Below are 25,262 nucleotides of genomic sequence, written 5' to 3'. Positions count from 1 at the left end.
CCGACGCGACCGGTTGAACGAGCAACAGCTGGCGGCGCTGGCTGGGCTCGGGCTCGACTGGGCATAGGCGGCGCAACGGGCTTCAAGTGGCGGCATGCATCACCACGCATGAGCATGGAAGTGGGAATGGACGTTGGCGCGGGGGCAGCAGGCCAGAGGATCGCCATGTCAGACCAGGCATACATCATCACGACCGGCCGCAACGGGCAACTTGACAAACTGAAGTCCGCAACAGTGGACGACATCGTCGACGCAGCGCGCTCCGGACGAGACATTGTCGTCCACCTGCACGGTGGGCTCGTCGACGAAGCCGCCGGCCTCAGGACAGCGCATCGGCTGACCCAGGACTACCTCGATGCTGGCGCCTCCCCAGTCTTCGTCGTATGGCAGAGTGGCCTGCTCGAAGTACTGCGCCATAACCTCGACGAGATTTTCCGCGAGGACGTGTTCAAGCGCATGCTCAAGTTGGTTCTGCAGTTCTCGGTGGGCAAGTTGTGGCAGGAGCCTGGCATGCGTGCGGCCGGATCGCTCTCAGTTCCCGACGGCGTAAGGGTAAACAGCGAACTTGCTCGCCGTGCCGCGGGAGGTGAGCCGTTTGCCGAAACCGAACGGCCTCCCAACCTCACTGAAGTTGCCGATGCCGAACGACAGGAGCTGGAATTTGCCGTCGAAAGCGATCCGGCCCTGGTCGCGGACCTTGAGCAGATACTGACGGCAAGGCACCCGGAAACCGTTGCCGAGGGTGCGCGTGGGATTGTGGTACGCCGTGAGGGATCGAGCGCCACTTTGATGGACCCTGCCGTGCTTGACGAACTCGACACAAGGACGGGCGGGGAACGCGGAGTCCTCGCCACGCTGGGCCTTGCCAGGAAGTGTGGGCAGGTCCTGGTGCGCGTGATCAGCCGCTGCCGAGCACAAACAGACCACGGGATATACCCGACGGTCGTGGAGGAGCTGCTGCGAGCGTTCTATCTCGCTAATGCCGGCGGCGCGGTCTGGTCGGCCATGAAGAAGGAGACGCTGGACACCTTCGACTTCGCCGAAGACCGTTTCGGCCGTCTCCTCCTGGATGGGCTGAGTAGTGCGCTGGTTACCGGAGCCCGCCCCAGGATTACGCTCGTCGGACACAGCACCGGCGCCGTCTACATCAACCATCTGCTCGCGGAAGTGGCCCGAGGCCGGACCGAGGGCTATCGCTCCTGGCCGGACGAGGCGCGCTTCCAGGTCGTTTTCTTGGCACCTGCGTGTACGTACGAGCATTTCGCGATGGTGCTCGACAAGGGGGAGAGCCTCATCTCCGACCTGCGCGTGTTCACCATGGACGACGCCACCGAGGTCGCCGACCGACTTGTTGGCCCCTTCTATCCCAGATCGCTGCTCTACTTCATCTCCGGCGTCCTGGAGCGGGGTCTGGACGGTGGCTCCGCATGGGTACCCCTCCTCGGGATGGCGCGCTACCGGGACGATGCCTATGCGGGGATGGCGGCGCTGGCCGCTGGGCGGAGCTATCTGACGCCCGAGCGCGTGGTGCTGTCGCCCAGCCCCGACGGGTCGCCACCGGGGAGAAGGACCGGCGCTAGGAGCCACACCTCGTTCGACGAAGACCCACTAGTGCTCGAAAGTATCGCGACCGTGATTCGGGGCAACTGATGCCCGCCAACCACTTCGGTGTGGTCATCGGAATCAGCCACTACCCGGGCATCAGTAACCTCCATGGCCCCGTGATCGACGCGCGAGCATTCCATGACTGGCTGGTCGACCCGGAAGGCGGACAAGTCCCTGAGTCCAATGTGGAACTGATTACCACTCCTGCTGCGGGTATTCCCTTCCCTGACGCCTATGACGCGCGGCCGATCAAGCGTGAGATTGACCGTGCACTTGAGCGACTCAACATCCAGGCCAAATCCATTAAGGACAACCCCCAGCGCTGGCGCGACTCCCGGCTGTACTTCTATGTAGCTGGTCACGGGATCATGCCCGGCAGGGGAGAGACGGCGTTGCTGCTTGCCGATGCGCGGACCGGGATGTACTCGAACCTGGAGCTGCGGTCCTACCTTGACTGGTACCGCCGGTGCGGGCTGTTCCAAGAGGTCGTCGTATTCGCCGACTGCTGCCGAAACTCTGTCTCTCAAGTAGAGCCCTCCCCAGTGCCGTTCTCAAACTGTGCCCGTCCGGAATTGCAGGTCTTCACGCTCGTGGGATATGCGGCCGCCCTGGGTAAACCCGCCTATGAAGAGGTGGAAATGAGCCTGCCTGCCGACGAGCGGCGCGGCTACTTCACCAAGGCCCTCATCGATGGCCTTAGCGGTGGCGCGCGCGATGACCCTGACTTCGAGGCGATCACTGCCGGCACGCTCGCGCAATACGTCGCGGCCGCAGTCGCGGATGCGACCCGGAACAAGCCGGTGCCGCAGCAGGTTGAGATGCCTGCCGATCTCGTTCGCCCCATAATCCTCGGCAATCGCAAGGCCGAGTGGGCATGCACGGTGACCATACGCTTCCCGATCGGCTGGACCAGACCGGTGGAGATTCCGTTTCACAACGGGCAGCGAGCAGCCCACGACCCCGCAGCTGGCCCTTGGACGATCAACCTGCAACCCGGCGTGTACGGGGTGGTGCTTCCCGGCACCTTTGACGGCTCTCCGTTCGCCGGTAAAGGTCTGTTCGCGATCACGGGAGGCAGCTGTGACGTCCAGCTCTGAGAGTGCCAAGCTGATACTGATCAGCCGCACCCCAGGCACGCTGCTCACCGTGTTCGACAGCACTCTGCGGCGCGTCGCGGCCGAGCACGGCACACTGCTGGAATTGGTCCTGCCGCCAGGGCTCTACCGCATCCAAGGCCGGCTCGGAGGCACCGAGACCACGCAACTGATCTCCCTGGCGCCCGGCACCAAGGAGAGCCGTGACCTCACTGTCCACTTCGCCGCAGCCGCGCCGGCCGACGGCACGTCGACAGCGGACCAAACTCACGGAGCGCTCGCCTTCAGGCTGAGTGACGATGTTGCCCAAGGTGTCGGCCCGGATGCGGGCGCCGTTCTGGTTCTGCGAAATCTCCACGGCTTGCCGACTGCCCCCTTGGCAATGGACCGGGTATCACTGCTCGACCGGACCCTGCGGCCGGTAGCGGAGTGGTATGCCGACTGGGCCCCGGCCTCAAGCGGCGGCGCCGTCGGGCGGTGTGGACGCTTCCCGCCCGGACCCTACGTGCTGCGAACAGTCCGGAACACGGCAGACGATGCCGTCGAGTCCACGGACCAGACCATATGGCTCTCGTCGGGCTGGCAAACCTTGGTGTTCATCCCGAACGAGTCCAGCGGACCGGACGCTCGTGGCCTCTCCGTACAAATGGTTCCGCTCAAACAACCCTGGTCACCAGAGGATGCGGCGACGCTAGCGGTCGAGGCAGCCCTGACAGGACTCCGCGAAGGCCCCCCGTCCATCCCGCCAGACCTAGCGGGGCTACTCCTAGGCAGCCTCGACAACCCGATGCTCGGGATCCTCTGCCTGCACACCCTCCTGCTGGACAACCGCGCCAAGGTCAACACCCTCAGGAGGGCGATCGCCAACGTCGAACACCTGCTGTGGCCCCCACATCCTGATGTGTTGGCAGCCTCCTCGACACTAGGCCTCGAAGAACGCAGACCGACGTCGGTCCCTTGGCCGCCGATGCTCGCGTCGTCGTATCGTCAGTGTCTGCTCCCCGCCGACCTCAAGGACGGCCGCGTGCTACCGGCGGGCAGCCCGTCGGAACGGGTGGCTTCCTTCCTCCGCCCCTCAGGGCCATGGCTCCAATGGGCCTCAACATCCGACCTGCTCACCGCCCGGTACGCCGACGCCCCATACGCCGTCGATGTGCTCGCCAAGGAGGAGTGGGTCGAGGGCGCACATGTGCACGTGACCGCTGGACCAGGTCGGCCGGAGATCCGTGCGCCTCATGCGGCCGTGACTCAGGTCGAACGTGTAGTAGCCGACATAGCGGGCTTCCAAAATATCGAAGCCAGCCAGCTCGTCGAAGACCTCGGCACCCGAGAACTCGCCCGCAGATGCGGTCTGCCTGAGACCCTCGTCATCGCCGCCCTTCACAAGCGCGGCCTTGGCCAACGCGGCGCACCCAATGCTTGAGGGCGCCGCGACGGCCCGCCAATGGGACTGCGGCGCGCCCGGCATTATCCACTGCGCAACAACCACAACTCCTTGAGCAGCTCGGCGCGCTACGGTCGATCAGCGGATGATCGACCACGGCCGCGAATTCCTAGTCGCCAGCCAGGCGCCGCAGCAACGTGACAGAGCCAACGTCGCCCCGAGCCGAGAAGAGAGCTGCTGCCTGAGCCAGCACGCGCTCGCCTACGCCCTGTTCCTGCTGCCCCCCGCCTGCCATCCGCTCCCCCATTCAGACCCGCCACCGTGCATCCGCCAACGGCGCCCTGGGTGTCACCGCGGATCCTGTCAATTGTCGAGCATGACGCGGCCGGAAGCCCGTGAGCGCCGAAGTGATCGCACGGGACGCAGCCAGGGTAGGCAGCAGCCGAGCGGACCGGACGACGTACTGACACAAGATCAGGGCGGATCCGAGCACACACCAGGGGCCGGCGGGGCAGACAGGTGCGCCCCGGTGCGGCCGCGTGGCCGTACCTGGGCGCAGGGGGGCGGTCAGTTAGCAAGGACGACGTGCAGAAGGTACAGGCCGTGCGGGAAGGTGCTTTTCTCCCAGCCAGCACGCGCCCGCCGGCGATACGAGCCGCACCACTGGCAAGTGACTGACCAGGGTCTCAGCAAGGAGACCGTTAGGAGGCTCGACCGGGAACTCACCGCCCGCCGCCCGCAAACGCCGGGCAGCCCAGCTCGACCGCGCAGCGTGCCTTCGCTGCACCCCGCCACCGGCCGCATGACCTGCTGGCGTCGCCTGGCGAGTGGACTGAGGCCGGGGTGCGGCCCCGTCTGCATGAAGTCCTGCTCGCCAAGCTGCGCAGCACGAACGCCCTGGGCTCTCCCGAGCGGTCGTCGACGGTTCCCACATCCGGGCGTTAAAGGGGGAGCCAAGACCGGACGAAGCCCTGTTGACCGGGGCAGAACCGGCAGCAAACACCACCTGATCACCGATGCCACCGGCATCCCACTCGCCGCCACCCTGACCGGCGGGAACCGCAACGACGTCACCCAGCTGATCCCACTGCTCCAAGCGGTGCCGCCCGTGCGCGGGAAGCGCGGCCGGCCCCGGCGCCGTCCGGACGTGGTGCTAGGCGACCGCGGCTACGACCACGACAAGTACCGCCGGATGGTATGGGGCCTCGGAGTGAAGCCACTGATCGCCCGCCGCGGCACCGAACACGGCTCCGGCCTGGGCACCCAACGCTGGGTCGTGGAGCGCGCGTTCGCCCACCTGCACTGGTTCCGCCGCCTGCGGATCCGTTGGGAGATCCGCGACGACATCCACGAAGCCTTCCTCGCCCTCGGATGCACACTCATCTGCTGGCGGCGCCTGAACTCATCCCGGTAGGAGTCCTTACTACGTCACGACCGGGGGCAGCGGTTCACAGGCCGAGTGCCATGCAGGAGGAAGGGCGGCAACGCCGGTGCGGGCGGCGATGACCCCGCCCGCGATGGCGCAGGTAGTGTCGATATCGCCGCGCCCGGCGACCGTGACCCACAGGCCCTCGTGCAGGTCGTCGAGGTGCCCCGCCGCACACCACAGGGCGTACGGGACGGTGTCGGGCCCTGACATCCGGTAGCCGGAGCCCAGGACCTCCGCGGCGTGCCGAACCGAGGTGCGCTCCGGCATCCGGGCCGCGATCCGCACTCCCGACCGGATGTCGCTGTCGGGCAGTCGTTCGGCGACTGCCTGCAGGAAGTCCGATCTGGCCGGGGTTGGCCCGCCCCGGCTGCGGGTCGCCAGCGCCGCAGCCAGGGCGACCGCTACCGCTCCGGTGACCGCCTCCGGGTGGTGGTGCGAGACCGCACCCTGGCGGGCGGCCTGCTCAGCGACCACATCGAGGTCGGCGCCGTGCCAGGCACCGAGCGGGGCGGCTCGCATGGCCGCGCCGTTGCCCCAGGAGCCCTGGCCGCCGAACTGTCCGGCGACCACCTCCCGCCAGGGCTCGCCCGCACCGATCCGGCGCAGCACGTCATGCATCGAGGCTCCATAGCCGCGGTGCGTGTCCTCGGCGTAGGCCGCCGCGAGGCACAGGGCCAGGCGGTCCTGGTCGACGATGCCCCCGCCCTTGACGAGCTCCCTGACGAGAACCAGCGCTTGAGCGGTGTCGTCACTCCACCGCCACAGCGGTTCCGGGGGCAGCGTCCGCGCCTCCAGGGCTGCCGGACCATGCCTGCGAAGGATGCCGAACCAGCGGTCGCCGAAGGCGTCGCCGAACGCGAGCCCGTACAGCGAATCCAGCACAGCAGTAGGCACGTTGATCATCGGCGCAGTATCGCAGCGCGATGGCTCTCCTGCACTGCGATTTCGGAGCCGCCAGGCTTCTGACCTGGACATGGTGCTGGGCGGCCTGGTCTGTGACCTCGAAGCCACCGATCGCCCGCCGCGGCACCGAACACGGCTCCGGCCTGGGCACCCAACGCTGGGTCGTGGAGCGCGCGTTCGCCCACCTGCACTGGTTCCGCCGCCTGCGGATCCGTTGGGAGATCCGCGACGACATCCACGAAGCCTTCCTCGCCCTCGGATGCGCACTCATCTGCTGGCGGCGCTTGAGGTCTTTCCGATGGGAGTTCTATGTGGCGGCCGGGGGGGGTTCTGTGAGGCAGTCCAGCCGTTCGTAGAGGGCCCGTACGAGCCGGGCGCGGTTCTGGGCGCAGCGGGCGGTGCCCTGTATCGGTGCGGACAGGCGTCCGGTGGCTTCGCGTAGGACGACTTCGGCGAGGGCGCCGCGGCCGTCGTTCTTTGGCAGGGTGGCGGCGTGGCGCTGGACGTCGGCGGCGACCGTGCGGGCGTGGCCGGTCAGTTGGAGCACGATCTGCTCGTAGTCGCGTGGGGTGAGGTTCGGGTCCTTCCACGCGAGGACGGCGGTGACGAGTGCTTCGTACGGCGCGCGGTCCAGCGGGAGTTCGGCTGCGGCAAGGCCGTGGGGGTCGTGGAGCACGGTGTAGGTGTCGCTCATCGCTGCCTCGCCGCGTCGTCCTGGTCGTGGTCGCCGGTGCGGTCGTCCGGGGCGGCCGGGGTGGTGGGTGCGAGGAAGCGGGCGAAGCCGCGGTCGGCGTGGGCCAGCAGCGCCGGGGAAGGCCGGCCGAAGTCGGGCGGCTGGAGGCCGGGGCCTTGTGTTGCGGGTCCGGCGGGTGTGGGTGCGCTCATGGGCACCGCCTCCGTTGCTGGGTGCGTCGGTGTCGTTCGACGCTACGGAGGCCGCCGTCCGTTCCTCAACGAGATTGCGGGTAATTGCGGAAGTTCACTCCAGGGCGTCGATCGCGGCGCGGATGAGGGCGCGGGCGGCGTCGCCGTAGACGGCCATCTCCGCGAGGCCAGCGAACGCCTTGGCGTAGTCGGCGAGCTCGCGCGGCTGCTTCACCTTGATCTCCGCCGTCAGCGTCTCCACCACGGCCGTGGTGTCGTCGTGGACGTAGAACGCCTCCAGCGGCCACACGGTGCGCTGCGCGGTGAACGGGATGATCCCCAGAGAGACTGAGGCGAGCGGCATCACGGCCAGGAGGTGGCGCAGCTGCCCGCGCATCGCCTCAGGGCCGGCCGTGCAGTAGCGCAGGACGGACTCCTCCATGAGGACGACATAGCGGTGTCCACCCTCGTAGAGGAACCGGGAGCGGGCGATGCGGGCGGCGACGGCTTCGGCGACGTCGTCGGGGGTGCCCTGGAAGCGGGTGATCTGCTCCATGAGAGCGGTGGCGAAGCCGGGCGTCTGGAAGAACCCGGGCGGGACGTTGGAGACGTAGGCCCGGCAGACGCGGGTGCGCTCGTGCAGGGTGTTCCAGTCCTGTTGGACCTTGCGCATCCCGTCTTTGTGCAGGCGGCGCCACTCCAGGTACATCGAGTCGACGGCGCGAGCGGTGGCGATGAGGTCGTCGGCCTGGTCGTCCGCGTCGCAGGCCGTGCACCAGGCGCGGATGTCCGCGTCCGAGGGCGGGGCGTCGCCCTTCTGGATGCGGGTGGTCTTCGCGGGGTGCCAGCCGCACCGGGCGGAGAGTTCCTTCCCGGTGAGGCCGGCGTCCTTGCGCAGGTGCTGCAAGCGCACGGCGAGCGCCTCGCGGGCCGCTTGTGCGCTGGACGATGGGGAGGCGGGCACAGGGCTGCTCAGGGGGCCTGGACGGTGTACTTCTCGTGCGGGATGCCGCGCTCCCACACCGTCTCGAACGCCGTGGCGCACAGCGCGGCCGCGGCCGGATCGTCGGTGCGTTCCTTGCCGTCCGGTGCCCAGTCGCCGGTGCCGGTGAAGTGGTGGAACTGCACGAGCCGTTCGTCCAGGAGCCAGAAGTCGTTGCCGGGCAGCGGGATGTCGCTGGCGTGGCGGCGGGGCAGCCAGCGCACGTCCTCTCCGGCCTGGAGGTTGAGCGGGGTGATGGCGTGCTCGTAGCGGATGTAGTCGGTGACCGGCTCGGAGACGATCCGCGCGCGGCGCATCACCACGCCGCGGGCGACCGCGTCCTTGACGAGCGGCATCCACTGCGGCCAGAACGAGCGCGCCGGATCGAGGTTCGGGACACCGGTCCGCAGGAAGGCGGCGTAGTCGTCCGTCTCGTCGCCCACCGCGTACAGGTCGCGCATCTCCAGATGGACCGCCGTGTGATGGGTGGCGGCGAGCAGCTCAGCGAACGTCGCGGTGTTCAGCTGCTGCGCGTTCAGCGGCATCGCACGCCTCCCTCAGAATCGACACCATGCGAGCCGGAATCCGGATCACCCGCTCGTGCGGGGGAATCCCGGCCCTGTGGCCGGCCACCCACTCGGTGGAGCCGACCAGGGCCTTCAGGAGCTCATCGGCTTCCTCGCCCTGGAGGACCAGGTCCGCGCTCTCCTCTTCCACCCACACCGTGGGCGATCCCTCGCCTCCGGTGTTCGGGTCGATCCCGACGAACCGTAACGTCATCGCTTGCTCCCCTGTGAGTCGGTTACGCGTAGTTGCGCGACGACCGTCCCGCGCCAGGGTGTCGGCGTCAAGAATGGCGCGTCAGCGTCGCTCCCGGTACGAAGCGGACGTACCCCGCCTCTTTCACGGTGTTGTGGAGGCTCCGGCGCGTCGGGTGCCCGTAGCGCAGGTGCTCCTGCAGCGCCCCGCGCACCTCCGATCCATCCGGTGGGCTCTCGTCTCCCAATCTCCACGTGTCCACGATCAACAGGAAGCGGGCGGCGCACGCCGCAACGTCAGCGGACGGTGCTGCCACCGCGGCGCCGTTCCCGAAAATGCTTGACGGCGGTCGCTGCAGCACCGACAGCGAACGTCAGTGCCGCAATCGCGTAGGCCGCTCGCAGCCAGTCAGGCCGCTCGCCCGACAGGGCCAGAAGAGTGAACCCGATGGTTCCCACCACATAGCCGAGTATCTGGACGGAGGGCGAGTACTTGCTCCGACTGGGAGCCGGCCCCTCGTGCTGGTCTTCCTGTGTGCGGATGTCCATCGGTATCGAACTCTTCCTGTCACGATGCATGTTGGTCGAAATGATCACATGATCACTCGCTCCACGCGGCGTGCTAGAGCACGGATGTCGTCGGCGTCGGTCACGTCGAGCCGGCACGGCAGCAACCTCCCGGGCACGTTGGGGGCCAGATCGACGACGGCCCGTTCGACGTCCTCCGGGTGGCGGGCGGACAGCAGGACGGCGTGACCGAGTCCGGCGAGCTGACGCGCAGTCTCACGGCCGATGCCCCTGTTGCGCCCGCGACCAGCGCTACCGATGCAGCGGTGCTCAAGTTCTCTCCACTTACGCGGATCCGGAGTCGGGCAGCACGTTATGCCGTCGCACCGCATATGAGACCAGGCCCGAGGCGCAGACGGGCCGCGGCTTTCGACGCAGTCCTCACGGACCACCCGGACAGCAGCGCAACACGGTCGAACGCTGCATCAACAGATCAAGCACTGCACCGACTAGCCACCCGCTACGACAAGACCGCCCCATCTACCTCGCCGCGATCTTCATATGGTCGGTGAGGTGACCCGAAGGAAACGGCTTGAAGCGGTAGCGCCGACCCCGCTTACTGCACGGGCGAGGCCGGGCGGTTGTCGCCGTTCCCTTCGCAGAGCCGGACGGTGGCGTCTCGTTCAAGCACCCGTCGTAGTGTTCGAGTACGGCCGCGCCAGTCGGCGCAGGGTCTCCGAGGCGGCCAGGCCGCCGGCCTGGTGGCGCAGGATGCAGTCGACGACGGTCCGCCCGACGCCGTCAGCGTGCGCCCGGCGTCGCCCGGACAGCTCTGGGCATGGAGCTCCTGCACGGCCAGGGGTTTGGCCGGGGCCCGCACGCTCGGGGTAGCGCGGGCCCCGGCAGGGGCAGCAGCCCGCAGGTCCGGTCCTGTCAGCGGACCACGGGCCGCCCTCCCGGTCTAGGGCCTCGCCCGCACGGACGCGACTGGAAGCAGGCAGCCCGCCTACGGCGATCACTCGTCCGAGCGGTCACCGGGCCACCGGCGAATGACCACCCACCCCCGTTCGGACCTGACCATGCGGACCATCTGCGAATGCCCCGCCTGCAGGAACATCTGGACGTCCTGGTCACGTTGGCTGGGTGGTAAGACGGCGGTAACCGAGCCGGGCGAGCGCACCGACGCCTAGCTAGGTGCAACCGGTGTCAGGTCCCCAGTGCAGCAGGGCCTGCGCGGGATGCACAGTAAGCGGGGCGGCCTACCCCTCACTGCTTCGCTTCCGTAAGTTGCCGACATGGAATGGACCACGATTGCAGCCACATCGCTCGGCGCGATCATTGCCATGGGCTCAACGATCCTCATAGAGAACAAGAAAGACCGTCGCGGCGCCGCAAGCGAGTGGCGAAGCAATAGGCGTGAGTTGTACGGGGCCTTCTTAGCGACACTCACTCAGGTACGCAGCGAGCTACAGCTCATCATCCTGAACAGCGCACAGCCTGAAAGTGAACGTATGACCGCAGCGAGACAGGCGTTCGCTAAGTGCTACGAACTGCGCTACCAGCTGGAGGTCTTCGCGCCTCGCTCAGTAGTCGAGCCAGCACTCATCTACTTTCGGAGCATGCGCCAGCTGCGAGACGCCGCCATCGCAGGCTTGCAAGACGGCGACACAGAGTACGAGCGAATTTTCCCGGAGGTTATGGCGGCATTGGAGAGCACTCGAAATGCCATGCGCCAAGACATGGGCACCGACAAGTTGGCCTCCGAGTGATCGAAGCCACGGGTCCCAGCACGCCCCCTGGGCCGACACACTCGTTCGCGTTCAGTACCCGGCGCACGCCATGCAGTCGCCTCCGTCCGCCTTCGGAGCTCAAAGGTCCCGCCCTCAACGCCCACGTTCTTCGATCCTGACTCCGGCCGCCTCGCGTTCTCCCCGACCGGGGACCACCCGCCCATGGCCGTACCCGTCCACCGGGTCGTCGCGCTCACCGGCGCCCCGCAGCGTCGCCGCCCCGGCCAGGTCCCGGCCACGAAGCGCACTACGACAACCTCGCGTCCCAGCCCGTAGTGCCCGGCGCGGGCGGCGCCAGTGACGTACTGGCTACTCCACCGGGATGCCGAGGACCTCCTCGGCCGGCGACTGCCTCGGCCTGCCCCGCGAGGAGCGCCCGGGGCGCGGGCCTGCAGGCCGAGTACGGCCCGGGGGCATCTGTGGGTGGCGGTGGTCAGGACAGCAGGGCGTAGGAGTACAGGCGGTCGATTTCAGTGAATCCGGCGCTCTCGTACAGGCGGTTGGCCGCCGTGCGGTCCCTTTCGTCGCCTCGGGGCGCGTCGTCATCGACGTACAGGATCACTTCCTTGGCACCGAGGCCGGTCAGCGCGTCGAGAGCGGAACCCAGCATCGCCCGGCCGAGACCGCGTCCCCGCGCATCGGCGGCCACCTCGATCCACCACAGCACACCTACGCACGCTCATAGCCGCCCGCTTCGTCCCGCTGGACCTGCTGTTCGGCCACGCCTAGGAGGTCCGCGAGCTTCTCCTGCGTAAACCCGCGAGCAATGCGCGCTTAGCCGAAGGCGTGCAACTTCAAGCCCATGGAGTGCAGGTCCTCCAGGATCCAGCTCGCCGTGAAGGTGCTGGGCCGCCGGCAGATGCTGCCCACGCCGACGAGGGGCTCCTTGGTCAGATCGACGCCGGCCGCCGCGAACTTCTCGACACACCGGGCGTAGTGGGGACGAAGCCATCCCTGGACAACCGGGATGATCGGAAGCTCGGGAGCGAGCTCGCGCAAGGTCAGGAAGTTCGCGGCGGTGAGGTCCTGGTGCTGGTCGATCGACAGGCCGGTCATGCGCAGCGCATCGTCCTCGCATATGAGGTCCTGCTGGCTGGCCCAGGACAGCCGGCCCACCTCATCCCTGTACCTGCGGATCTGCTGCACGTACTGCTGCGATGTGGTGCGCCATTTGCCGAACTTGGTGATCTCCGTGAAACCGCCGCTGTCGAGCGCCCACGGGCTTCCGGCTCTGGGCAGGGGTTTGGGTGCAGCTTTTCACGACAGGACAAGCGGCGACTACCTGTGAGTCTGGGCGAATACACGCAGCAGCACTTTGAGACCCGCAGGCCTGACCAGGCAGGTGACGCCTCGACGAGGGCTGCGGCGGGACACTGCTGGCCCCAGAGCCGGCTGGCTACTATCGGGGTGCCGCCGCCTGCAACTGCTGGGCATGCGTCCCCAGTCAGAGCCCGTGCCTGCCTTGACTTGCATCAAGGCAGGCACGCGGATGGCCGACGCACTCCTAATACGTCTGCCCAGGATGCGTTGCACGGTGGCGTCCGAGACTGCGATCCCACAGGCAGCCTCCTCGCACTGGCCGCCAGCAGGCAAGTCCAACTTGGGACAAGCGGGAACGCGCTCGATGTGAAACTCACTCGGCTCCTCGCAGTAACAACCACGACCAGCGCAAACGACCGCCAAGGGGCCTTTGGGACAGCTTGGAACGGCCTTGTGAACTACACATTCCGGTTGGTCCGCAACGTTCTCCATAGGACAGTATCTACTGCATACGCCGCGCAAGCGAGGGCTCCTAACCCTGTTCACGTGGTTCGCGGTGGCGTCCGAGAAAGCAACTCCTTAGAAAGGCTTTACAGTGAGTGACACTCGCCCTTGCGGCGGTCCAGCCATGCCGGGATTTCGAGCGTGTGGAATTACTGCAGTCGTGATCATCGTTGTGGTTCTCACCGTCAGCTCATTTTGCTGGAGACACCCCTCGATCGCCGAGATCGAGCTGATTGCGACCGCGATTGGCCTGGCTACCGCCCTGATCGGGCTCCTCGTGGCGCTGGCGCCACGGCTTAGGCCCCACAACATCTGACGGGTTGACCAATGGAGCGCCCCGCTGAGAAATCAGCAGCTCCAGGCCCCAGCTTGCAGGATGTGGCGCGACAGCTAGAGCTGTCGCGCCAGCAAGCCAAGATTTCCTATGGCCAGCTTTCCTCGATGACCGGATACAGCAAGTCCACATTGCACCGGGCACTGACCGGAAAACGCTGCCCCCGGGAAGTAGCCGAGGCCGTCGCACATGCGTGCGGAGCAAAGCTGGAAGAACCAACGAAGAAGTGGCTCGCAAGGCAGGGTAAGCCTGCACCGTCACAAGGCGAGATTGATCCTAATTCCATCAACACCAGAGGTGATCTTCAGGCGGCAATGCGAGAGCTGTTGGCCGCCAGCGGGCTGAGCTTGCGGCAACTCGAACTACGGGCAGGCGTAGGGGTCCTACCGAGAACCACAGTGAACGAGGTCGTCAGAGGCAATCGGATACCCCGCGAAGAACTACTTCTCACCTTCGTGCGCACACTGGGCCGAGGGCACGAGTTGTCGATGTGGGCAGCAGCCAGACAGAGAGTCCTTCGCGACCGCAGTATTGGCTGGACGCAAGTGCATGAACCAATGCTCCTCACACCCTCGCCCAGAGTTCTAAGCGTTCTGGGAGACATTGAGATGAGCGAGGTTAATTGCTTTGCCGAGCTAGTGGACAACACCATTGGCGCCTGCACGGAAGTAGGCGCTGCGATATCGACACCTAAGATATCGATTATCTTCGACGGGGGTGCCACTCAACGCCGGCAGGAATCAGTGGTTATCCGAGACAACGGACCGGGCATGAACCGCGAGGCCCTAACGCGCGCCGTGTCCCTCGCTTGGGTGGGAAACACAAGTCGGGGGGCACTAGGCTTGGGATTCAACGTAGCCGTCGCCCGACTGGGGAGCCGCATCACTGTCCGCAGCGCCCGGAGGGACAGCTCGGCTTGGACTGTACTCACAATCGACCTGCCGGAGATGGCTCGAAGCGGCGAGTGGACTATGCCGGTCATGACTCAAGAAAAACTTGAGTCTGACGACCACGGCACCGAAATTACCATCACGGGTCTTCGGGAGCCTTGGCGCGAATCCAAGGGCCGCATGCTGCGCGAAAGGCTGGGAGACCTGTATAGCTATCCCCTTAGATCCGGCACACTGGTGATCGAAGTAAACGGTCGCCAGGCATCTCCTCGCCTACCTTGCATCTGGGCAGAGACTCGCTCAGTACCCAGGCGCGGAGGGAACGTCAGCGCCATGGTGAAAATCGACACAACGCTTCGTGATGCGGCGTTCTGCCTTGACTGCCACCACTCAAACTCGCCTAACTCTACCGTTTGCTCTTGGTGTGCCTCATACAACCTAACGGCGCATAAGCGGCGAGTGAAGGGTTGGATCGGCGTCCAGCGCTATTTGCACTCAAGCGATTACGGAATCGATTTCATACGTAACGGTCGAAAGATCCTTCGGCGCGACAAAAGTCTGTTCACCTGGGATAACCCTGATTCGCTAACCAGCGACCTAGAATACCCCTTGGACGTTCCCACCAACAGGGGGCGCGTAGTGGGAGAGATTCACTGTGACCACGTTCCCGTGAGTTACACGAAAGAGGATTTTAACCGCGATAGCCCCGAGTGGCGGACCGTTGTGGGCATTGTGCGCGGCGAAGGTCCGTTGAGGCCTCAGGCTTGCAAAAGATACGGTTACCCGCCGAACGACAGCCCGCTTTCCATCATTCTCAGGGCATTTTCCCGTAATGACCCAGGCCTCAGGTATCTCATCCCCGGGGATGGCATGAGAGCAGTACATGCGAAGGCCGCCGAGTGGGCGCATCTGTTTCAAAAGGGGGTTCCCGAGTACCAAAGTGACGAAATGTGGTATCAGGCTGCCCTCCTGCACGATCAAGTGCGTGTGTCGGGAGAATCGCACGCGGACCCTTCGGTTTGATCGACACATAATGGTGCAGTACGACTTTTTAACGGGCTCACCCGTGGAGGCGAGCACGTACACCTCCACGGCGGCCCGGTCCATCCGGGCCGGTAGCGCGGCTCGCAGACGATGCGCCCGGCCTCGGTGTTGAGGCGGTGCTGAATGGCCGTGCCTTTCTCGGCGCGGCCGAGTTCGTCGGCGTGGTAGCCGATGACGCGGCGGAAGGTACGCGCGCCGAACTCGGCGGCGGCCCAGTTGTCGAGGTCCCAGCCCTTGAAGCGGATGGAGCAGCGGCGCTGGCCGTTCGCGAGCTGCGGCACGGTGCCGGCCGCGCGCAGCTCGTCGGACAGGCGCCAGGGGCCGGCGGCGTGGATGCGGCGCGGCGTGCGGGAGTCGTCGAGGACCAGGACGCCGTCGATGTCGCTCTTGCCGCCCCGGCAGACCTGAACCAGGCGCACCGAGCGCGTGCGCAGCAGCGGCAGGACGAGGCGGTTGACGTAGTCGAGTGAGTCGACGAACTCATCAACGGTGATGGCGTGAACGGCGATCAGGTCCGACAGGTCCGGCTCCAGGCCGTGCGCGGCCGAATCGGCCAGGAACATCAGCAGGATGGCCGTACTGTCGGCGCCCAGCCCGTAGGGCAAGACGGTAGGGCGCCTGGGGTGGAACGTGGCAGGTGTCGCGGGAGCGGTGCGGGCGGGGGCGAGCTGTGTGGTGCCGGGGCGTGGACGGACATGCGCGACTCCGGGAGTTCGGGGAGCGGCGGCGCGGGAGGTGCGCTCCGCGCCGCCGCGCAGTGCTGAAGGGGTGGGCCGGGGCGGTGGGCCCGCCCGTGGGGGGCCCACGCGGTCTACGCGGCCAGCACCAGCGGCTTCAGGTCCGGGTAATCGCGGTCCATCTCCAGAGAAATCAGCTCGGCCTCAGTCTGCGCAGCGTGGGTGAAGCGGGTCTCGCCGGTCGGGGCGTCCAGCACGAAGCGCATCCGGTGGATCGTGTCGGAGACGATCTGCTCGGGGTGCAAGGTGCGCATCTCGCCGCGCATCCGGCACATGGCCCGGACGATGATGCGGCCCTTGCTGGTGGTGCGGATGTCGTGGATCTCGATGGTGCGCACCGACTCTTCGCCGTCGCTGTCGATGTAGGTGATGGTCACGGCCCGCTTGCCGTCCATCGCGCGGATCAGGTCGGTCAGGGTGCGGGTGGAGGTCTGACGAGCGGTGCGCTTCATCGTGTTGAACATCGGGATCTCCCAGCGACGTGGTGTGTCTTCGGTGTTGGCCGACTGCCACCGCCGACCAACAAGACAACTATATTCCATACGCATCACAAAGCCAAGCGAACACACCCTTGATCTCAACTGTTCCCGGAAGTCCCACCAGTCCCGGCAGCCACCCCTCGGGCCACCTTCCCTTGCCGCAATGTCGGCGCGCCCACCCTGTTGACATCGTGATGTGTAGTGGATATAGTTATCCCAGTCTCCAGGCAGTGGCAGCCGGGCGGCGCCCGAGAAACACGCACCTCAGCAAGTCAACAGCGGACAGGAGCCCCCGAGATGGCCCGTACTTTCCACGACTGCCCCGCGCGCCTCCAGTACGAGGAGCGGCCCTGGCTGACCCCCTTCCTGAAGGACGGCAGCCGAACGTGGCTTCAGCGGGCGGCGCACAAGCGGGACCGCGCCGCGCTCAAGCTGGCGCTGCGCACTGGCAGCGAGCCGCCGCTCCCTCAGCGCCGCCGCATCGACCGCGACGCGCACTGATTCGGCCCGACGAAACGGCCCTGCCACCGGCGGGGCCGTTTCGCGTCCTGCGGACGGCGCAGCACGAGGGCGGACAGCGGACAAGCGAGAGCCTCGCCGACGGGGGCGGCGAGGCTGCAACCAGTGTGGCAGGAGCGCGCCGCCGATGTGCCCGTTTTGCCGCGCCGAGCGCGACAGCAGCGAGGCGCGCCCGTGGACGACCAGACGGCACCAGGTCGCGCCGCGCACGCGGTCGATAGGGGCGAGGTCGGCCGACTGCGAGGCCGGAGGAGGCAGGGGCGGGAGGCTGAGGAGAGGAGGGCGAAGCGAGGGAGGGACGATAGAGCGGACAGGCCGCGCCGGGCCGTCAGAACAACGAGCCTCTTCCTCCGGCTATCGCGGAGAAAGAGGTGTCGGCGTACGAAAGAGGCTTGCCCAGAGGGTCTGACCAGGCAAAACGATCAAGATCCCGAAAGGGGGGTTCACACCTCCGGCAGTACCTCCGGTGCAACCTTGGGTCCGCCCGTGCAGACAACTGTGCAGCCAACTGTGGGTGCAACCCTCTCCCAGACCTGCTGCCAGCAGGCTTGCCCTAGGATTCCGGGCCGGCCGGGCCGTCGGACTAGCGCACGAGATCAGCGCGCCAGCGGCGCCGGCGCTGCTCCTTGGCGAGCTAGGGCGAGCCGCCGTCGCTGTGGGACTCCCCCGCGTCCAGGACCAGGCGCTCGCGCTCGGCAGGTTCCGAGGACGAGCACTCAGCGCAGGCGCGGGCAGGGCAGGCTGATCAGTCCTTCGCTTCGATGATCTGGCGCGCGAGGGCATTCAAGTGGGCATCGATGCGCTCCGCGTTCCCTCCGAGGGCGGGCGCGAGGACGTACGCTGCGAGCCAGCTCGCGGACAGCACCAGTTCGTAGCGGACACGGCTCGCATCCTTGCCCTTTGCGCGGATCTCGCCCCAGAGACGGCGGGCAGTACGGGCGGCGTGCTGCTCGTACAGGGCGTCGCGGTCAGGCACCCACAGGACCTCGGCGGCGATTTCTGCGATGTTCACGGCCGCGAGGTCCGTCCAGGCCCCGATGTCGCTGACGGAGGCAACGGCGGAGGTCTCAGCGGTGCGGGTCCGGGCGGCGAGCCAGGCGTCGACCCGGGCGTGGTCGTACTAGTTGACCGTGACGAGCGCGGAGGCGGTGAGGCAGCCCAGCTCCAGGACGAGCGGGACGACCTCCGAGAGGTTGTCGGCGACCTTGGTGTAGTCGCGCAGCAGCGCGAGGGTTGCGCGGGCTTCCTTCGGTGCTTCCGCTTCGTAGGTGTTCATGCAGGTACCGGCAAGTACGCCGGGAATCAGCGCGCGGACGAGCTGGAGGCCGGTGAGCCGGGCGCCGGCACGCTCGGCCGGGGTGGGGATGGTGAGGTGGGGGAGCCGGTCGTGAGCGCGCAGCCACTCTTCGGCGGCGGTCCGCTCGAACAGCGGGCTGGTGTCGGTGCCGCCGACTGGTGGCGGGAAGTCATCGTGGCGGCACCGCCAGTTGGCAACGGCGGCCCGACCCGCCCAGGCCATCCGAGCGATCTGACCCAGGTTTACTCGGTCGGGGAACGTGGTGACATGAGGTCCTGTTCCTGAGTTTGTCTCGGGCGATGGTGCGAGTGGTGGCGCTGGCTGTCAAACGGCGGGCGCCCAGGTCGATTTGGGCGCCGCCTCGTTCGCGGAGACGGTAGTGGACTTGGCGCGGCGTGCGGCCCGACTCCCCGTACGCGCTCACGATGCCCGGGCACGCTCGGCGATGGGGTACTGGTGGAGCCGTGAGGGTTTCCGCTGATCAGGGGGTTGGGCAAGCCTCGGCGACTGGCGGTGGGCAAGCCTGAGGTGAAGGTGGGCAAGCCCTGGCCGGGGCGCCCGCGGGCGATCCGTTCGATTCTTGTTCGAGTACGGTGAGGGTGGGAGGTGTCGCCATGGACGAGCAGCACGACCGGGCCGTAGGAGGGGGTTCGCCGATCCTCCATCTGCGCTGTTCGCGGGATGTCGACCCCGAGCTGTACCGCTTGCTGGTCGGCCTGGTGGCGGAGGTGACGCCGGTGGTGCAGGCCCTGCCGCCGTCCGCTGCCGTGGCGGACGTCTCCGGCAGCGTCCGGTTCTTCGACCGCGATCCGGCAGAACTGGCCCGGATGATCCGGGCGCGGGCCCTGGCCCTGTACGGCTTGCCCGTGGCGATCGGGGTGGGGCCAAACTGAATCCAACAGGTTCCGTGATTCTTGGAGGAGCTGTCCCTCGAACCCGCCGCAGGGGCGCTGAGAATCTGACAACAGTGCGGCGAGTTGCCTCGACAGGGCACGCTCTTCCCGCGCGGCCTGCCGTTGCAGGGAGCGCGGATTTCATCGGCCTTACCGGGGGCAGCGGTTGGCGTGATCTTGTCGGTCCCGGGCAGCGGGAATGGACAGGCATGATCGCGAAGGGTTCCAACGGCACCGCGTCCGTGCGCGCGACCACCTCACGGTCGAAGGGCACCCCGCAACCGACGCCGCAAAAGCAGTCCTCAGAGGGCGTCAGGCCGATGGCGGGAACTCGGTGTTCTTGGCATAGCCGAAGAAGCGGGTTTCCGGGCTGACGGCATCGAGGAGTCGCTCCCAGTGGTCGGCGGCGCTCTCCCTGCCCAGCCTCCGCTCCATCTCGGCGAGTGCGGCGTAGGCCCCCTGCGTGCACTGATCTGCGCGAGCGAAGGCGGGGAGGGTCTCGCGCAGACCTTCGGCGAGCGGGCCGTCGGCGGTGACAAGACCGATTGCAAAGGTGTAGGCGGGCATGCTCGAGTAGACGGTGAACAGCTCGTGCAGGTAGCGGAGGGCGGTCTTGTCATCGCCGGCACGGGCATAAGCGGTCGCGAGGGCCGCCAGGCTCAGGGTGTCGCACGGATCCAGATCGAGTGCGGCCTCCAGCGCGGCGCGGTGGCCGGCGGGGTCGTCCTTGGTCAGACAGCTCGCGGCCACGGCCCGGTACGCTCCCGGCGTAGTCGCCCGGGCTCCCCGGGCTGCGGACGCCAGCGCCCGGTGCACCATAACGAACGTCTCGTCCACGGACTCAGGGTTCCCGCTGAACCCGGCATCCGCGAGCCATCCCACACACCGGCTCACCTGCGTCTCAGGAAGGGTACTGGTCTCGTCTGCGAGCCATGCGAGAGCGAACGCGGCACCCGCCCGCTCCAGCCCGCGAACGGCGACCGAGGCTCCGGCGGCTGCCTGCACGACAAGCTGGTACAGCACGAAGCCCGTCTCACCGAGGAAGTCGGCCAGGGCCGCCGAGGGGCCGGCCGTGCCGGCCCGGGTCTCAGCCGCCCGTACGAGCACCTCGGACAGCAGGCCCTGCAGAGCCTTACCCTGTCCCTCCTGCAGTCGCCTGCCCAGTGCGGCGGCCTCGACGGCGGCCGGAAGGTCACCGGTGGCGACCAGGACCTCCGCCGCGGCGCGCACCAGCATCCCCTGGCAACCTTCGCACTGCTTGTGTTGGGCGTCCCACGTCCACAGCCCTTCGAGGATGAGCAACGCGGCCTCGGCCGACCGGCCGCCGAACAGCAGGCACCGCGCGCACAGGACGGCCGCCTCGATGAAGGCCACCACCGGCCCGCCGATGAGGTACTGGTGACGACCGCCTAGGAGCCCGAAGCTATCGAGATCGGTTCCCGTGACGTAGGCCATGTGCGTCCTGGCTTGGTGGAGGGCGGCTGCGGCCGACTCGAGGGCTCCCGTGGCGTTGCCGCGGTGAAGTGCCACCTGTGCCGCGACGAGTCCAGTCCCGCTCCAGTCGTGGTCGGCTGGGAGAGAGTCCACCACCGCGCCCGCCTCCCCGATCCGACCGGTCATGAGGAGGAAGTGTGCGAGGTATCCCCTGAACAGGTCAGGGTGGAACTCCTGGCCCTCGGACGGCGTGCCAGGAGGGACCTCGGCCGCGGCATCCGACTCCAGGCCGGAGATCAGCTCGCTGAGCAGCTCGATCGCCTCGAAGTTGGCGCCCAGCACCCAGCGGATCGGGTCGTGCAACTGCTCGATGTAGACCGCTGCGGCGGCCTGCCATTCGCGCAGCCTGAGGAGGGCCCGGCAGAACGCCATCGCCTCCACCCGGTCGTGCACCTCGCCGCTGGTGAACCATCGGTAGTACCCGTCGTCCCAGACGTCGATGTCCTCGAAGCGGCTGCGGAGCCTGGCCTCGACCGCCTGCAACAGCTGTTTCGCGCGTTCGGGTGGCGACTGGTCGGCGGCGACCAGCGCGCTGAGCGGGTGGCAGGCCAGTCGGCCGTCGGCGGTCTCCTGCGCGAGACCTGACGCGCTGATCGACTCGACGAGCCGGCCCACCGCCTCCTCCTCGGCCTCGTTCGTGAACACGAGTGCGGCAAGGTCGGCCGACTCGACGGAGCCGCCCATCACCCCGGCGGCAAAGATGGCGAGCCGTGCCTCGACCGGCAGTTGGGCGGCGGCGTTCACGAACAGGCGCTCCCTGATCGCCAGGGCTCCCCGCCCGTCCGCCAGGGTGTATCCCTTGGTCTGCAGCCACCCGGTCAGGTCGCGCCGCGCGTCCGCCGACCTCCTGGTCTGGCGTGCCAGGAGCTGCAGGGCCAGCGGGTGCCCGCCGAACGTGGCCGTAACGGTGGCCGCGTCGACTGGCGTGATGTCCATGCCCACCGCGGCGAGCAGCGCCTGCGTCTCGGTGGCATTCAGAGCCCCCACGAGACGGCTGGCCACGCCGACGCGCAGGCCGCCGCCGCTCGCGAAGTAGTCGGACGGGACGACGCGGGAGGTGGCCAGCACCCGGCAGGCATCGGATTCCGCGAGCTGGACGAAGAAGCGGTACGCGTCGTCGCAGGCGAAGCCGAGGTCGCTCTCTGTCCACCGCGTCGGATCCGTCGCCTGCACCTGGGCCGCCTCCAGGTCGCCGACGGCCAGTGGCCGCTGGTAACACCGCAGGCAGCGTTCAATCCCGTCCAGGAATAGAAGCGTGCTCCCCTCGTTCAGCGCCTGGACGACATCGTCGGGCCTCGCCTCCTCCGGGCGTTCGAAGCTGAGGAACGCGGCGAGTTCCCGCAGGAAGCCGGGAAAGCTCCCGGCGCCGCGACCGTCGTAGAACGAGTACCAGAACTGTCGGCGCCCGGTCCCGCCGGTGGCCGAACGGAGCGACTTCCAGGTGTCCCAGGCCAGCGCGCTCTTGCCGACGCCCGGCATCCCAATCAGCAGCAGGACCGCTGCGTGGGCTTCGGCAGGGGCGGCGCCGGCCGAAGTAGAAAGGAACTCGCAGACCTCGGCGCGCAGCGCAGCGCGGCCGATCACCTGGCCGGTCTCCAGCAGCAGGTACGGGCGCGATGCCCTCGCCCGTGACACTGGCGGGGCAATTGTCGACCCGGTGCCCCCGGGCGGGTCTCCCGTGGACGCGGGCGGCGGGTCGCGGTCGACGCGGGCACTGAGGATGCCGGCGAGGAACCGCCTGACTTGGCCGTACACCAGGTCGCCGCGGTCGGTCACCTTGCAGATGTCGATGTGGTCGGCGTCGACCGGGATCGGCCGGATGTGCGGCAGGCCCGGGTTAGCCGACGTTTCGTCGACCACCCTTACCCCTTTAGTGGGGTACGCCTCGAAGAACACCAGGTTGGCGATGCCGGACTCGCCAGCCCAGTCGCGGTAGCGGTCGTTGAGCTGGCGCAGGTGGGCGCTGTTGCGGCGAAGGTCCTTCACGGCGCGGGTGGCCCGATAGACGACTTTGAGCGCCTCGACGGCCGCGGGCACGCCCGACCCAGTGTGCGGCGTCCCGAGGAAGACCACGCCCCGGGCGGCGGTCGCGAAGACGGCGTAGTCCGTGCGGCCTTCAGCGGCGTGCAGCAGGATCTCCTTGGCGAGAAGCCCGCCCATGCTGTGCGTCACGAAGCACAGCGGACGCTGGCCGATGCCCAGGTTCTGCAGCTGAGCCATGAGGTTGACCGCCCGGTCCTGCATCGGCATCGCACGGCCCCGCCATCCGGACGACCAGGCCTCGTAGCCCACCGACCACACAGCCACGCCCTCGAGGTCCTCCGCCAGCCAGGCGGGCCAGAACGGCGCCCCCTCCCCCTTTCCCGTCCAGGTCTTGCGGGCGTCCCCGTCGAGCCCGTGCAGAAACACCACGTCCAGCACGGGCCGTTCCGGCACGTGGACTTCGATGACCTCGGCCAATGCGATTCCCCTTGCCCAGTTGTGCCCGGAGCGGCCAGCTCGATACTAGGGCCGTGGAGTTGGCGGCGGCATCTGTCGCGGGGAACAGAGGGCCTAGTGTCCTGAGTCCCTGATTGCGGCCATGACCCGGGGGAATGTTGGCGCGTCACCGGCCTGGCCGGGCGTGAGGACGAAGGCCAGCGGCCGGCAGCGGCCGTCGGCGGCGAGGTGGATCTTCGTGGTCAGCCCGCCCCGGGACCGTCCGAGGGCATGGTCGGCCGGCTCGCCGGCCGGAGCCCCTTTCCCGGTGAATGCGCTCAGGGTGTGCAGCCCGCACGTACGGCCAGGCGGCGGCCGACGAGAGGCCGAAGAGCTTGATGAGCTGGACGGGATCGGCGGTGTGCTTGGCCTCGTCGAGGATTCGGTCGGCTCGCAGGCGGCTGGCCTGCAGGCCGATCCGTCTCAGAGGCTTGTTGATGGCGTTGGAATGCGCCTTGGGGTGGCTGTCGTCGGCGGAGGTCTGCGCGGTGATCAGGAGGTAGGGGTTGGTACTGGCAGGCCAGCGGCGGTGTCGTTCGGCCAGCCACTGTGTGACCAGTTGGTGGGTGAGTTCGTCGAGATAAACGACGTGCTTGGCTCCCCCGGCGCGGCGGACGAGAAGGAGTCCGCGGGTGCGGTCGAGGTCGTCGAGCAGAAGGCCACGCTGATCGTGGACGCTCAGGGCGTGTACGGCTGCCAGGGCGAGGGTCAGCCGGTCGCGGCCTGCGGTCAGGCGGTCAAGGCCGTGTCTTTCGGATCATCGCGAATGACACGGACTGAGGCTCGGCGCCGTCGGGGCTACCGGGGTCGCAGGGCGTGGAGATCCGGCAGATGGCGTTCGCCGACGTGGGGCAGGGTGGTCTTCCGTCCTTGACTATCGCACAGACGTACGCGCTGCCTCGGTGGGGACGAGTCCGTCTCCACGACGATGTCCTGGATGTCGGGCCAGACCCACTTCCGCACCCCGGGTGGCCTACTTGGCGGCCCAGCAGCCCAAATTGTTCCGGTTCCCCTCCGCCGCCCGGCGCGGCGCGTCCGGCGATCCCAGCAGACCGTACGGCAGATACCCGGACCGGACACCGAGTTCCCACCCATGGACCTGGACGGCGAGGCAGGCCAGGGCGAGGGTGCCGAGGGGGAGGAGGGACCGAGGCGCGGGATCACCGGCATCGGCCTCGACGCTCTCCCGGTACGCGACCAGCCGGGCGACGAGGGCGTCCTCGAAGGCGTGCTGGTCGTCGTCGAGGAGTACGCGGAGCAGCTGCTGGTCCGCGCTCAGCGCGTCGCCGACCTCGTCGAGCCGCCGGGCGGCCTCCGTGCGCTCCCCGGCGTCCGGCTTGCGCAGCGGAACCGTAGGCCAGTCGCGGGGCAGATGCCCGGCCGCCTCGGCGAGATAGGGGCACAGGGCGTCCATGGCGGCGAGGTCGGCGGGGTCGGAGACGGAGGTGTACCGGTTGTAGGGCACGCCGTCACGGATGGCGGGCGCGTAGTCGCCGCGCAGCAGCAGCCCGGTGACCTGCTCCCAGTCCCACACATGCCCGCTGACGACACATATCTCGAACATGTCGAGCCAGGTCCGCGCGGTGGGCGCCTCCGTGACGACGTCCCGGAAGGTGATGGGCCCGTCCCCGAACTCGTCGTCGTCCGGGTCCGTGCTGATCCGCTCCCCGACGAGGGAGAACCGGAGTTCCTGGTCCCCGTCCGGGAAGCACATGATGCTCAACACTCCCTGCACACACTCCGCGGCGGTGACGGCGACCGTCCCGGCCGCAGCGTCGAGCCCCGGCTCCGTCACCGTTCGCGCGGCGACATGGTCGAGCAGTTCGTCCGCCATGGCCCGGATCAGCGTCGGCGAGATGCTGCCGTACCGCAGCGAGTGCCACCGCGTGTATGCCCGCCCGTCGATGTCGTCGAGCGCCTCGGCCAACCGCTGCTCGCCGACCTGATGGCATGTCACATTCCGCACGTACCCCGTCCCTTCATGAACTCCACGACTGGACGAAGCACGTTATCAACG

26 protein-coding genes and 3 pseudogenes are annotated in these 25,262 nt (G+C 67.7%); 11 read left to right on the top strand and 18 right to left on the bottom strand.

Annotation, left to right across the window (positions count from 1 at the left end; all coding sequences use genetic code 11):
* Positions 1–108: 108 nt before the first annotated feature.
* The 4 genes and pseudogenes from AS594_RS39530 to AS594_RS45250 form a co-directional block, all read left to right on the top strand.
* Positions 109–1,650, top strand: a complete 1,542-nt coding sequence (locus AS594_RS39530) for a hypothetical protein (protein WP_141747261.1) — start codon at positions 109–111, stop codon at positions 1,648–1,650.
* A complete protein-coding gene (locus AS594_RS39525; protein WP_069936248.1) occupies positions 1,650–2,702 on the top strand; it encodes a caspase family protein in 1,053 nt (350 codons plus the stop codon). Before AS594_RS39530 ends, AS594_RS39525 begins: the two co-directional genes overlap by 1 nt.
* On the top strand, positions 2,686–4,122 hold the full coding sequence (locus AS594_RS44240; protein ID WP_141747260.1) for a hypothetical protein: 1,437 nt from the start codon (positions 2,686–2,688) through the stop codon (positions 4,120–4,122). Before AS594_RS39525 ends, AS594_RS44240 begins: the two co-directional genes overlap by 17 nt.
* Positions 4,123–4,885: 763 nt before the next feature.
* Positions 4,886–5,497: pseudogene (locus AS594_RS45250) on the top strand (IS5 family transposase); the annotation flags it as partial.
* 9 nt (positions 5,498–5,506) lie between these two features.
* Here the strand turns inward: AS594_RS45250 and AS594_RS39510 are convergent.
* Entirely contained in the window at positions 5,507–6,415 is a 909-nt protein-coding gene (locus tag AS594_RS39510) for an ADP-ribosylglycohydrolase family protein (protein WP_069936246.1), read from the bottom strand.
* A 101-nt stretch (positions 6,416–6,516) separates the two neighbouring features.
* Here AS594_RS39510 and AS594_RS42405 point away from each other — a divergent pair.
* Positions 6,517–6,771: pseudogene (locus AS594_RS42405) on the top strand (transposase); the annotation flags it as partial.
* Here AS594_RS42405 and AS594_RS39505 read toward each other — a convergent pair.
* The 7 genes from AS594_RS39505 to AS594_RS42395 all read right to left on the bottom strand — a co-directional run bounded on the left by AS594_RS39505 (position 6,723) and on the right by AS594_RS42395 (position 9,918).
* Positions 6,723–7,109, bottom strand: a complete 387-nt coding sequence (locus tag AS594_RS39505; protein ID WP_069936245.1) for a DUF6415 family natural product biosynthesis protein — start codon at positions 7,107–7,109, stop codon at positions 6,723–6,725. The pseudogene AS594_RS42405 and the gene AS594_RS39505 sit on opposite strands and share 49 nt — an antisense overlap.
* The gene (locus AS594_RS39500) at positions 7,106–7,300 is read right to left on the bottom strand and encodes a hypothetical protein (protein WP_069936244.1); all 195 of its coding nucleotides are present in this window, start codon (positions 7,298–7,300) and stop codon (positions 7,106–7,108) included. The genes AS594_RS39505 and AS594_RS39500 overlap by 4 nt, the downstream gene beginning before the upstream one ends.
* 94 nt (positions 7,301–7,394) lie before the next feature.
* The gene (locus AS594_RS39495) at positions 7,395–8,243 is read right to left on the bottom strand and encodes a helix-turn-helix domain-containing protein (RefSeq protein WP_069936243.1); all 849 of its coding nucleotides are present in this window, start codon (positions 8,241–8,243) and stop codon (positions 7,395–7,397) included.
* Positions 8,244–8,251: 8 nt separating this feature from the next.
* Entirely contained in the window at positions 8,252–8,806 is a 555-nt protein-coding gene (locus AS594_RS39490; protein WP_107393288.1) for a DUF6879 family protein, read from the bottom strand.
* Entirely contained in the window at positions 8,763–9,041 is a 279-nt protein-coding gene (locus AS594_RS42400; RefSeq protein ID WP_079148958.1) for a hypothetical protein, read from the bottom strand. The genes AS594_RS39490 and AS594_RS42400 overlap by 44 nt, the downstream gene beginning before the upstream one ends.
* Before the next feature lie 275 nt (positions 9,042–9,316).
* Complete coding sequence (locus AS594_RS39485; RefSeq protein ID WP_141747259.1) at positions 9,317–9,616, bottom strand: hypothetical protein; 300 nt, start codon at positions 9,614–9,616, stop codon at positions 9,317–9,319.
* Positions 9,613–9,918 carry an SDR family NAD(P)-dependent oxidoreductase gene (locus AS594_RS42395; RefSeq protein ID WP_240509392.1) on the bottom strand — a complete coding sequence of 102 codons (306 nt, stop codon included), beginning with the start codon at positions 9,916–9,918 and terminating at the stop codon, positions 9,613–9,615. The genes AS594_RS39485 and AS594_RS42395 overlap by 4 nt, the downstream gene beginning before the upstream one ends.
* Positions 9,919–10,821: 903 nt before the next feature.
* Between AS594_RS42395 and AS594_RS44235 the strand changes: the two genes are divergently transcribed.
* On the top strand, positions 10,822–11,295 hold the full coding sequence (locus AS594_RS44235; RefSeq protein WP_141747258.1) for a hypothetical protein: 474 nt from the start codon (positions 10,822–10,824) through the stop codon (positions 11,293–11,295).
* 454 nt (positions 11,296–11,749) lie between these two features.
* Here AS594_RS44235 and AS594_RS39475 read toward each other — a convergent pair whose 3' ends face one another.
* The 3 genes from AS594_RS39475 to AS594_RS39470 are packed head-to-tail and all read right to left on the bottom strand — an operon-like array spanning position 11,750 to position 12,555.
* On the bottom strand, positions 11,750–11,983 hold the full coding sequence (locus tag AS594_RS39475; RefSeq protein WP_069936240.1) for a GNAT family N-acetyltransferase: 234 nt from the start codon (positions 11,981–11,983) through the stop codon (positions 11,750–11,752).
* A gap of 2 nt (positions 11,984–11,985) precedes the next feature.
* Complete coding sequence (locus AS594_RS48300; protein ID WP_420877928.1) at positions 11,986–12,084, bottom strand: hypothetical protein; 99 nt, start codon at positions 12,082–12,084, stop codon at positions 11,986–11,988.
* Positions 12,085–12,090: 6 nt separating this feature from the next.
* Positions 12,091–12,555 (bottom strand): deazapurine DNA modification protein DpdA family protein, encoded by a 465-nt coding sequence (locus AS594_RS39470; protein ID WP_420877927.1) that lies wholly within the window; start codon positions 12,553–12,555, stop codon positions 12,091–12,093.
* Between the two features lie 685 nt (positions 12,556–13,240).
* On the opposite strand from AS594_RS39470, the gene AS594_RS45245 reads away from it, so the two are divergent.
* Both AS594_RS45245 and AS594_RS48295 read left to right on the top strand, forming a co-directional pair.
* Positions 13,241–13,396: a hypothetical protein gene (locus tag AS594_RS45245; protein ID WP_167368172.1), complete on the top strand. Its 156-nt coding sequence runs from the start codon at positions 13,241–13,243 to the stop codon at positions 13,394–13,396.
* Between the two features lie 11 nt (positions 13,397–13,407).
* Positions 13,408–15,327 (top strand): helix-turn-helix domain-containing protein, encoded by a 1,920-nt coding sequence (locus AS594_RS48295; RefSeq protein WP_079148941.1) that lies wholly within the window; start codon positions 13,408–13,410, stop codon positions 15,325–15,327.
* Here AS594_RS48295 and AS594_RS39465 read toward each other — a convergent pair.
* Together AS594_RS39465 and AS594_RS39460 are read right to left on the bottom strand one after the other, a co-directional pair.
* The gene (locus AS594_RS39465; protein WP_069936238.1) at positions 15,282–15,953 is read right to left on the bottom strand and encodes a hypothetical protein; all 672 of its coding nucleotides are present in this window, start codon (positions 15,951–15,953) and stop codon (positions 15,282–15,284) included. The genes AS594_RS48295 and AS594_RS39465 overlap by 46 nt on opposite strands.
* A 206-nt stretch (positions 15,954–16,159) precedes the next feature.
* On the bottom strand, positions 16,160–16,549 hold the full coding sequence (locus tag AS594_RS39460) for a WYL domain-containing protein (protein ID WP_069936237.1): 390 nt from the start codon (positions 16,547–16,549) through the stop codon (positions 16,160–16,162).
* A gap of 312 nt (positions 16,550–16,861) precedes the next feature.
* Between AS594_RS39460 and AS594_RS39455 the strand changes: the two genes are divergently transcribed.
* Positions 16,862–17,065 carry a hypothetical protein gene (locus AS594_RS39455; RefSeq protein ID WP_069936236.1) on the top strand — a complete coding sequence of 68 codons (204 nt, stop codon included), beginning with the start codon at positions 16,862–16,864 and terminating at the stop codon, positions 17,063–17,065.
* 763 nt (positions 17,066–17,828) lie between these two features.
* Here AS594_RS39455 and AS594_RS39450 read toward each other — a convergent pair.
* Both AS594_RS39450 and AS594_RS39445 read right to left on the bottom strand, forming a co-directional pair.
* Positions 17,829–18,095, bottom strand: a complete 267-nt coding sequence (locus AS594_RS39450) for a hypothetical protein (RefSeq protein ID WP_069936235.1) — start codon at positions 18,093–18,095, stop codon at positions 17,829–17,831.
* A 108-nt stretch (positions 18,096–18,203) separates the two neighbouring features.
* Positions 18,204–18,602, bottom strand: coding sequence for a hypothetical protein (locus AS594_RS39445; RefSeq protein WP_069936234.1), 399 nt, complete (start codon positions 18,600–18,602; stop codon positions 18,204–18,206).
* A gap of 392 nt (positions 18,603–18,994) precedes the next feature.
* Between AS594_RS39445 and AS594_RS39440 the strand changes: the two genes are divergently transcribed.
* Complete coding sequence (locus AS594_RS39440) at positions 18,995–19,273, top strand: hypothetical protein (RefSeq protein WP_069936233.1); 279 nt, start codon at positions 18,995–18,997, stop codon at positions 19,271–19,273.
* 312 nt (positions 19,274–19,585) lie between these two features.
* Here the strand turns inward: AS594_RS39440 and AS594_RS39435 are convergent, their stop codons facing one another.
* Together AS594_RS39435 and AS594_RS43645 are read right to left on the bottom strand one after the other, a co-directional pair.
* Positions 19,586–23,227, bottom strand: a complete 3,642-nt coding sequence (locus AS594_RS39435; RefSeq protein WP_069936232.1) for a hypothetical protein — start codon at positions 23,225–23,227, stop codon at positions 19,586–19,588.
* 108 nt (positions 23,228–23,335) lie between these two features.
* Positions 23,336–23,476 (bottom strand): annotated as a pseudogene (locus AS594_RS43645) (IS5/IS1182 family transposase); the annotation flags it as partial.
* A gap of 37 nt (positions 23,477–23,513) precedes the next feature.
* Here AS594_RS43645 and AS594_RS44230 point away from each other — a divergent pair.
* Complete coding sequence (locus AS594_RS44230) at positions 23,514–24,119, top strand: hypothetical protein (RefSeq protein ID WP_141747255.1); 606 nt, start codon at positions 23,514–23,516, stop codon at positions 24,117–24,119.
* A 99-nt stretch (positions 24,120–24,218) separates the two neighbouring features.
* Here the strand turns inward: AS594_RS44230 and AS594_RS39420 are convergent, their stop codons facing one another.
* Positions 24,219–25,211 (bottom strand): immunity 49 family protein, encoded by a 993-nt coding sequence (locus AS594_RS39420; RefSeq protein WP_069936229.1) that lies wholly within the window; start codon positions 25,209–25,211, stop codon positions 24,219–24,221.
* Positions 25,212–25,262: the final 51 nt, after the last annotated feature.

This window comes from Streptomyces agglomeratus (assembly GCF_001746415.1).
Lineage (GTDB): Bacteria > Actinomycetota > Actinomycetes > Streptomycetales > Streptomycetaceae > Streptomyces > Streptomyces agglomeratus.
Note: the sequence above shows the minus strand (reverse complement) of the source record. Positions and strands in the feature narration are given on the sequence as shown.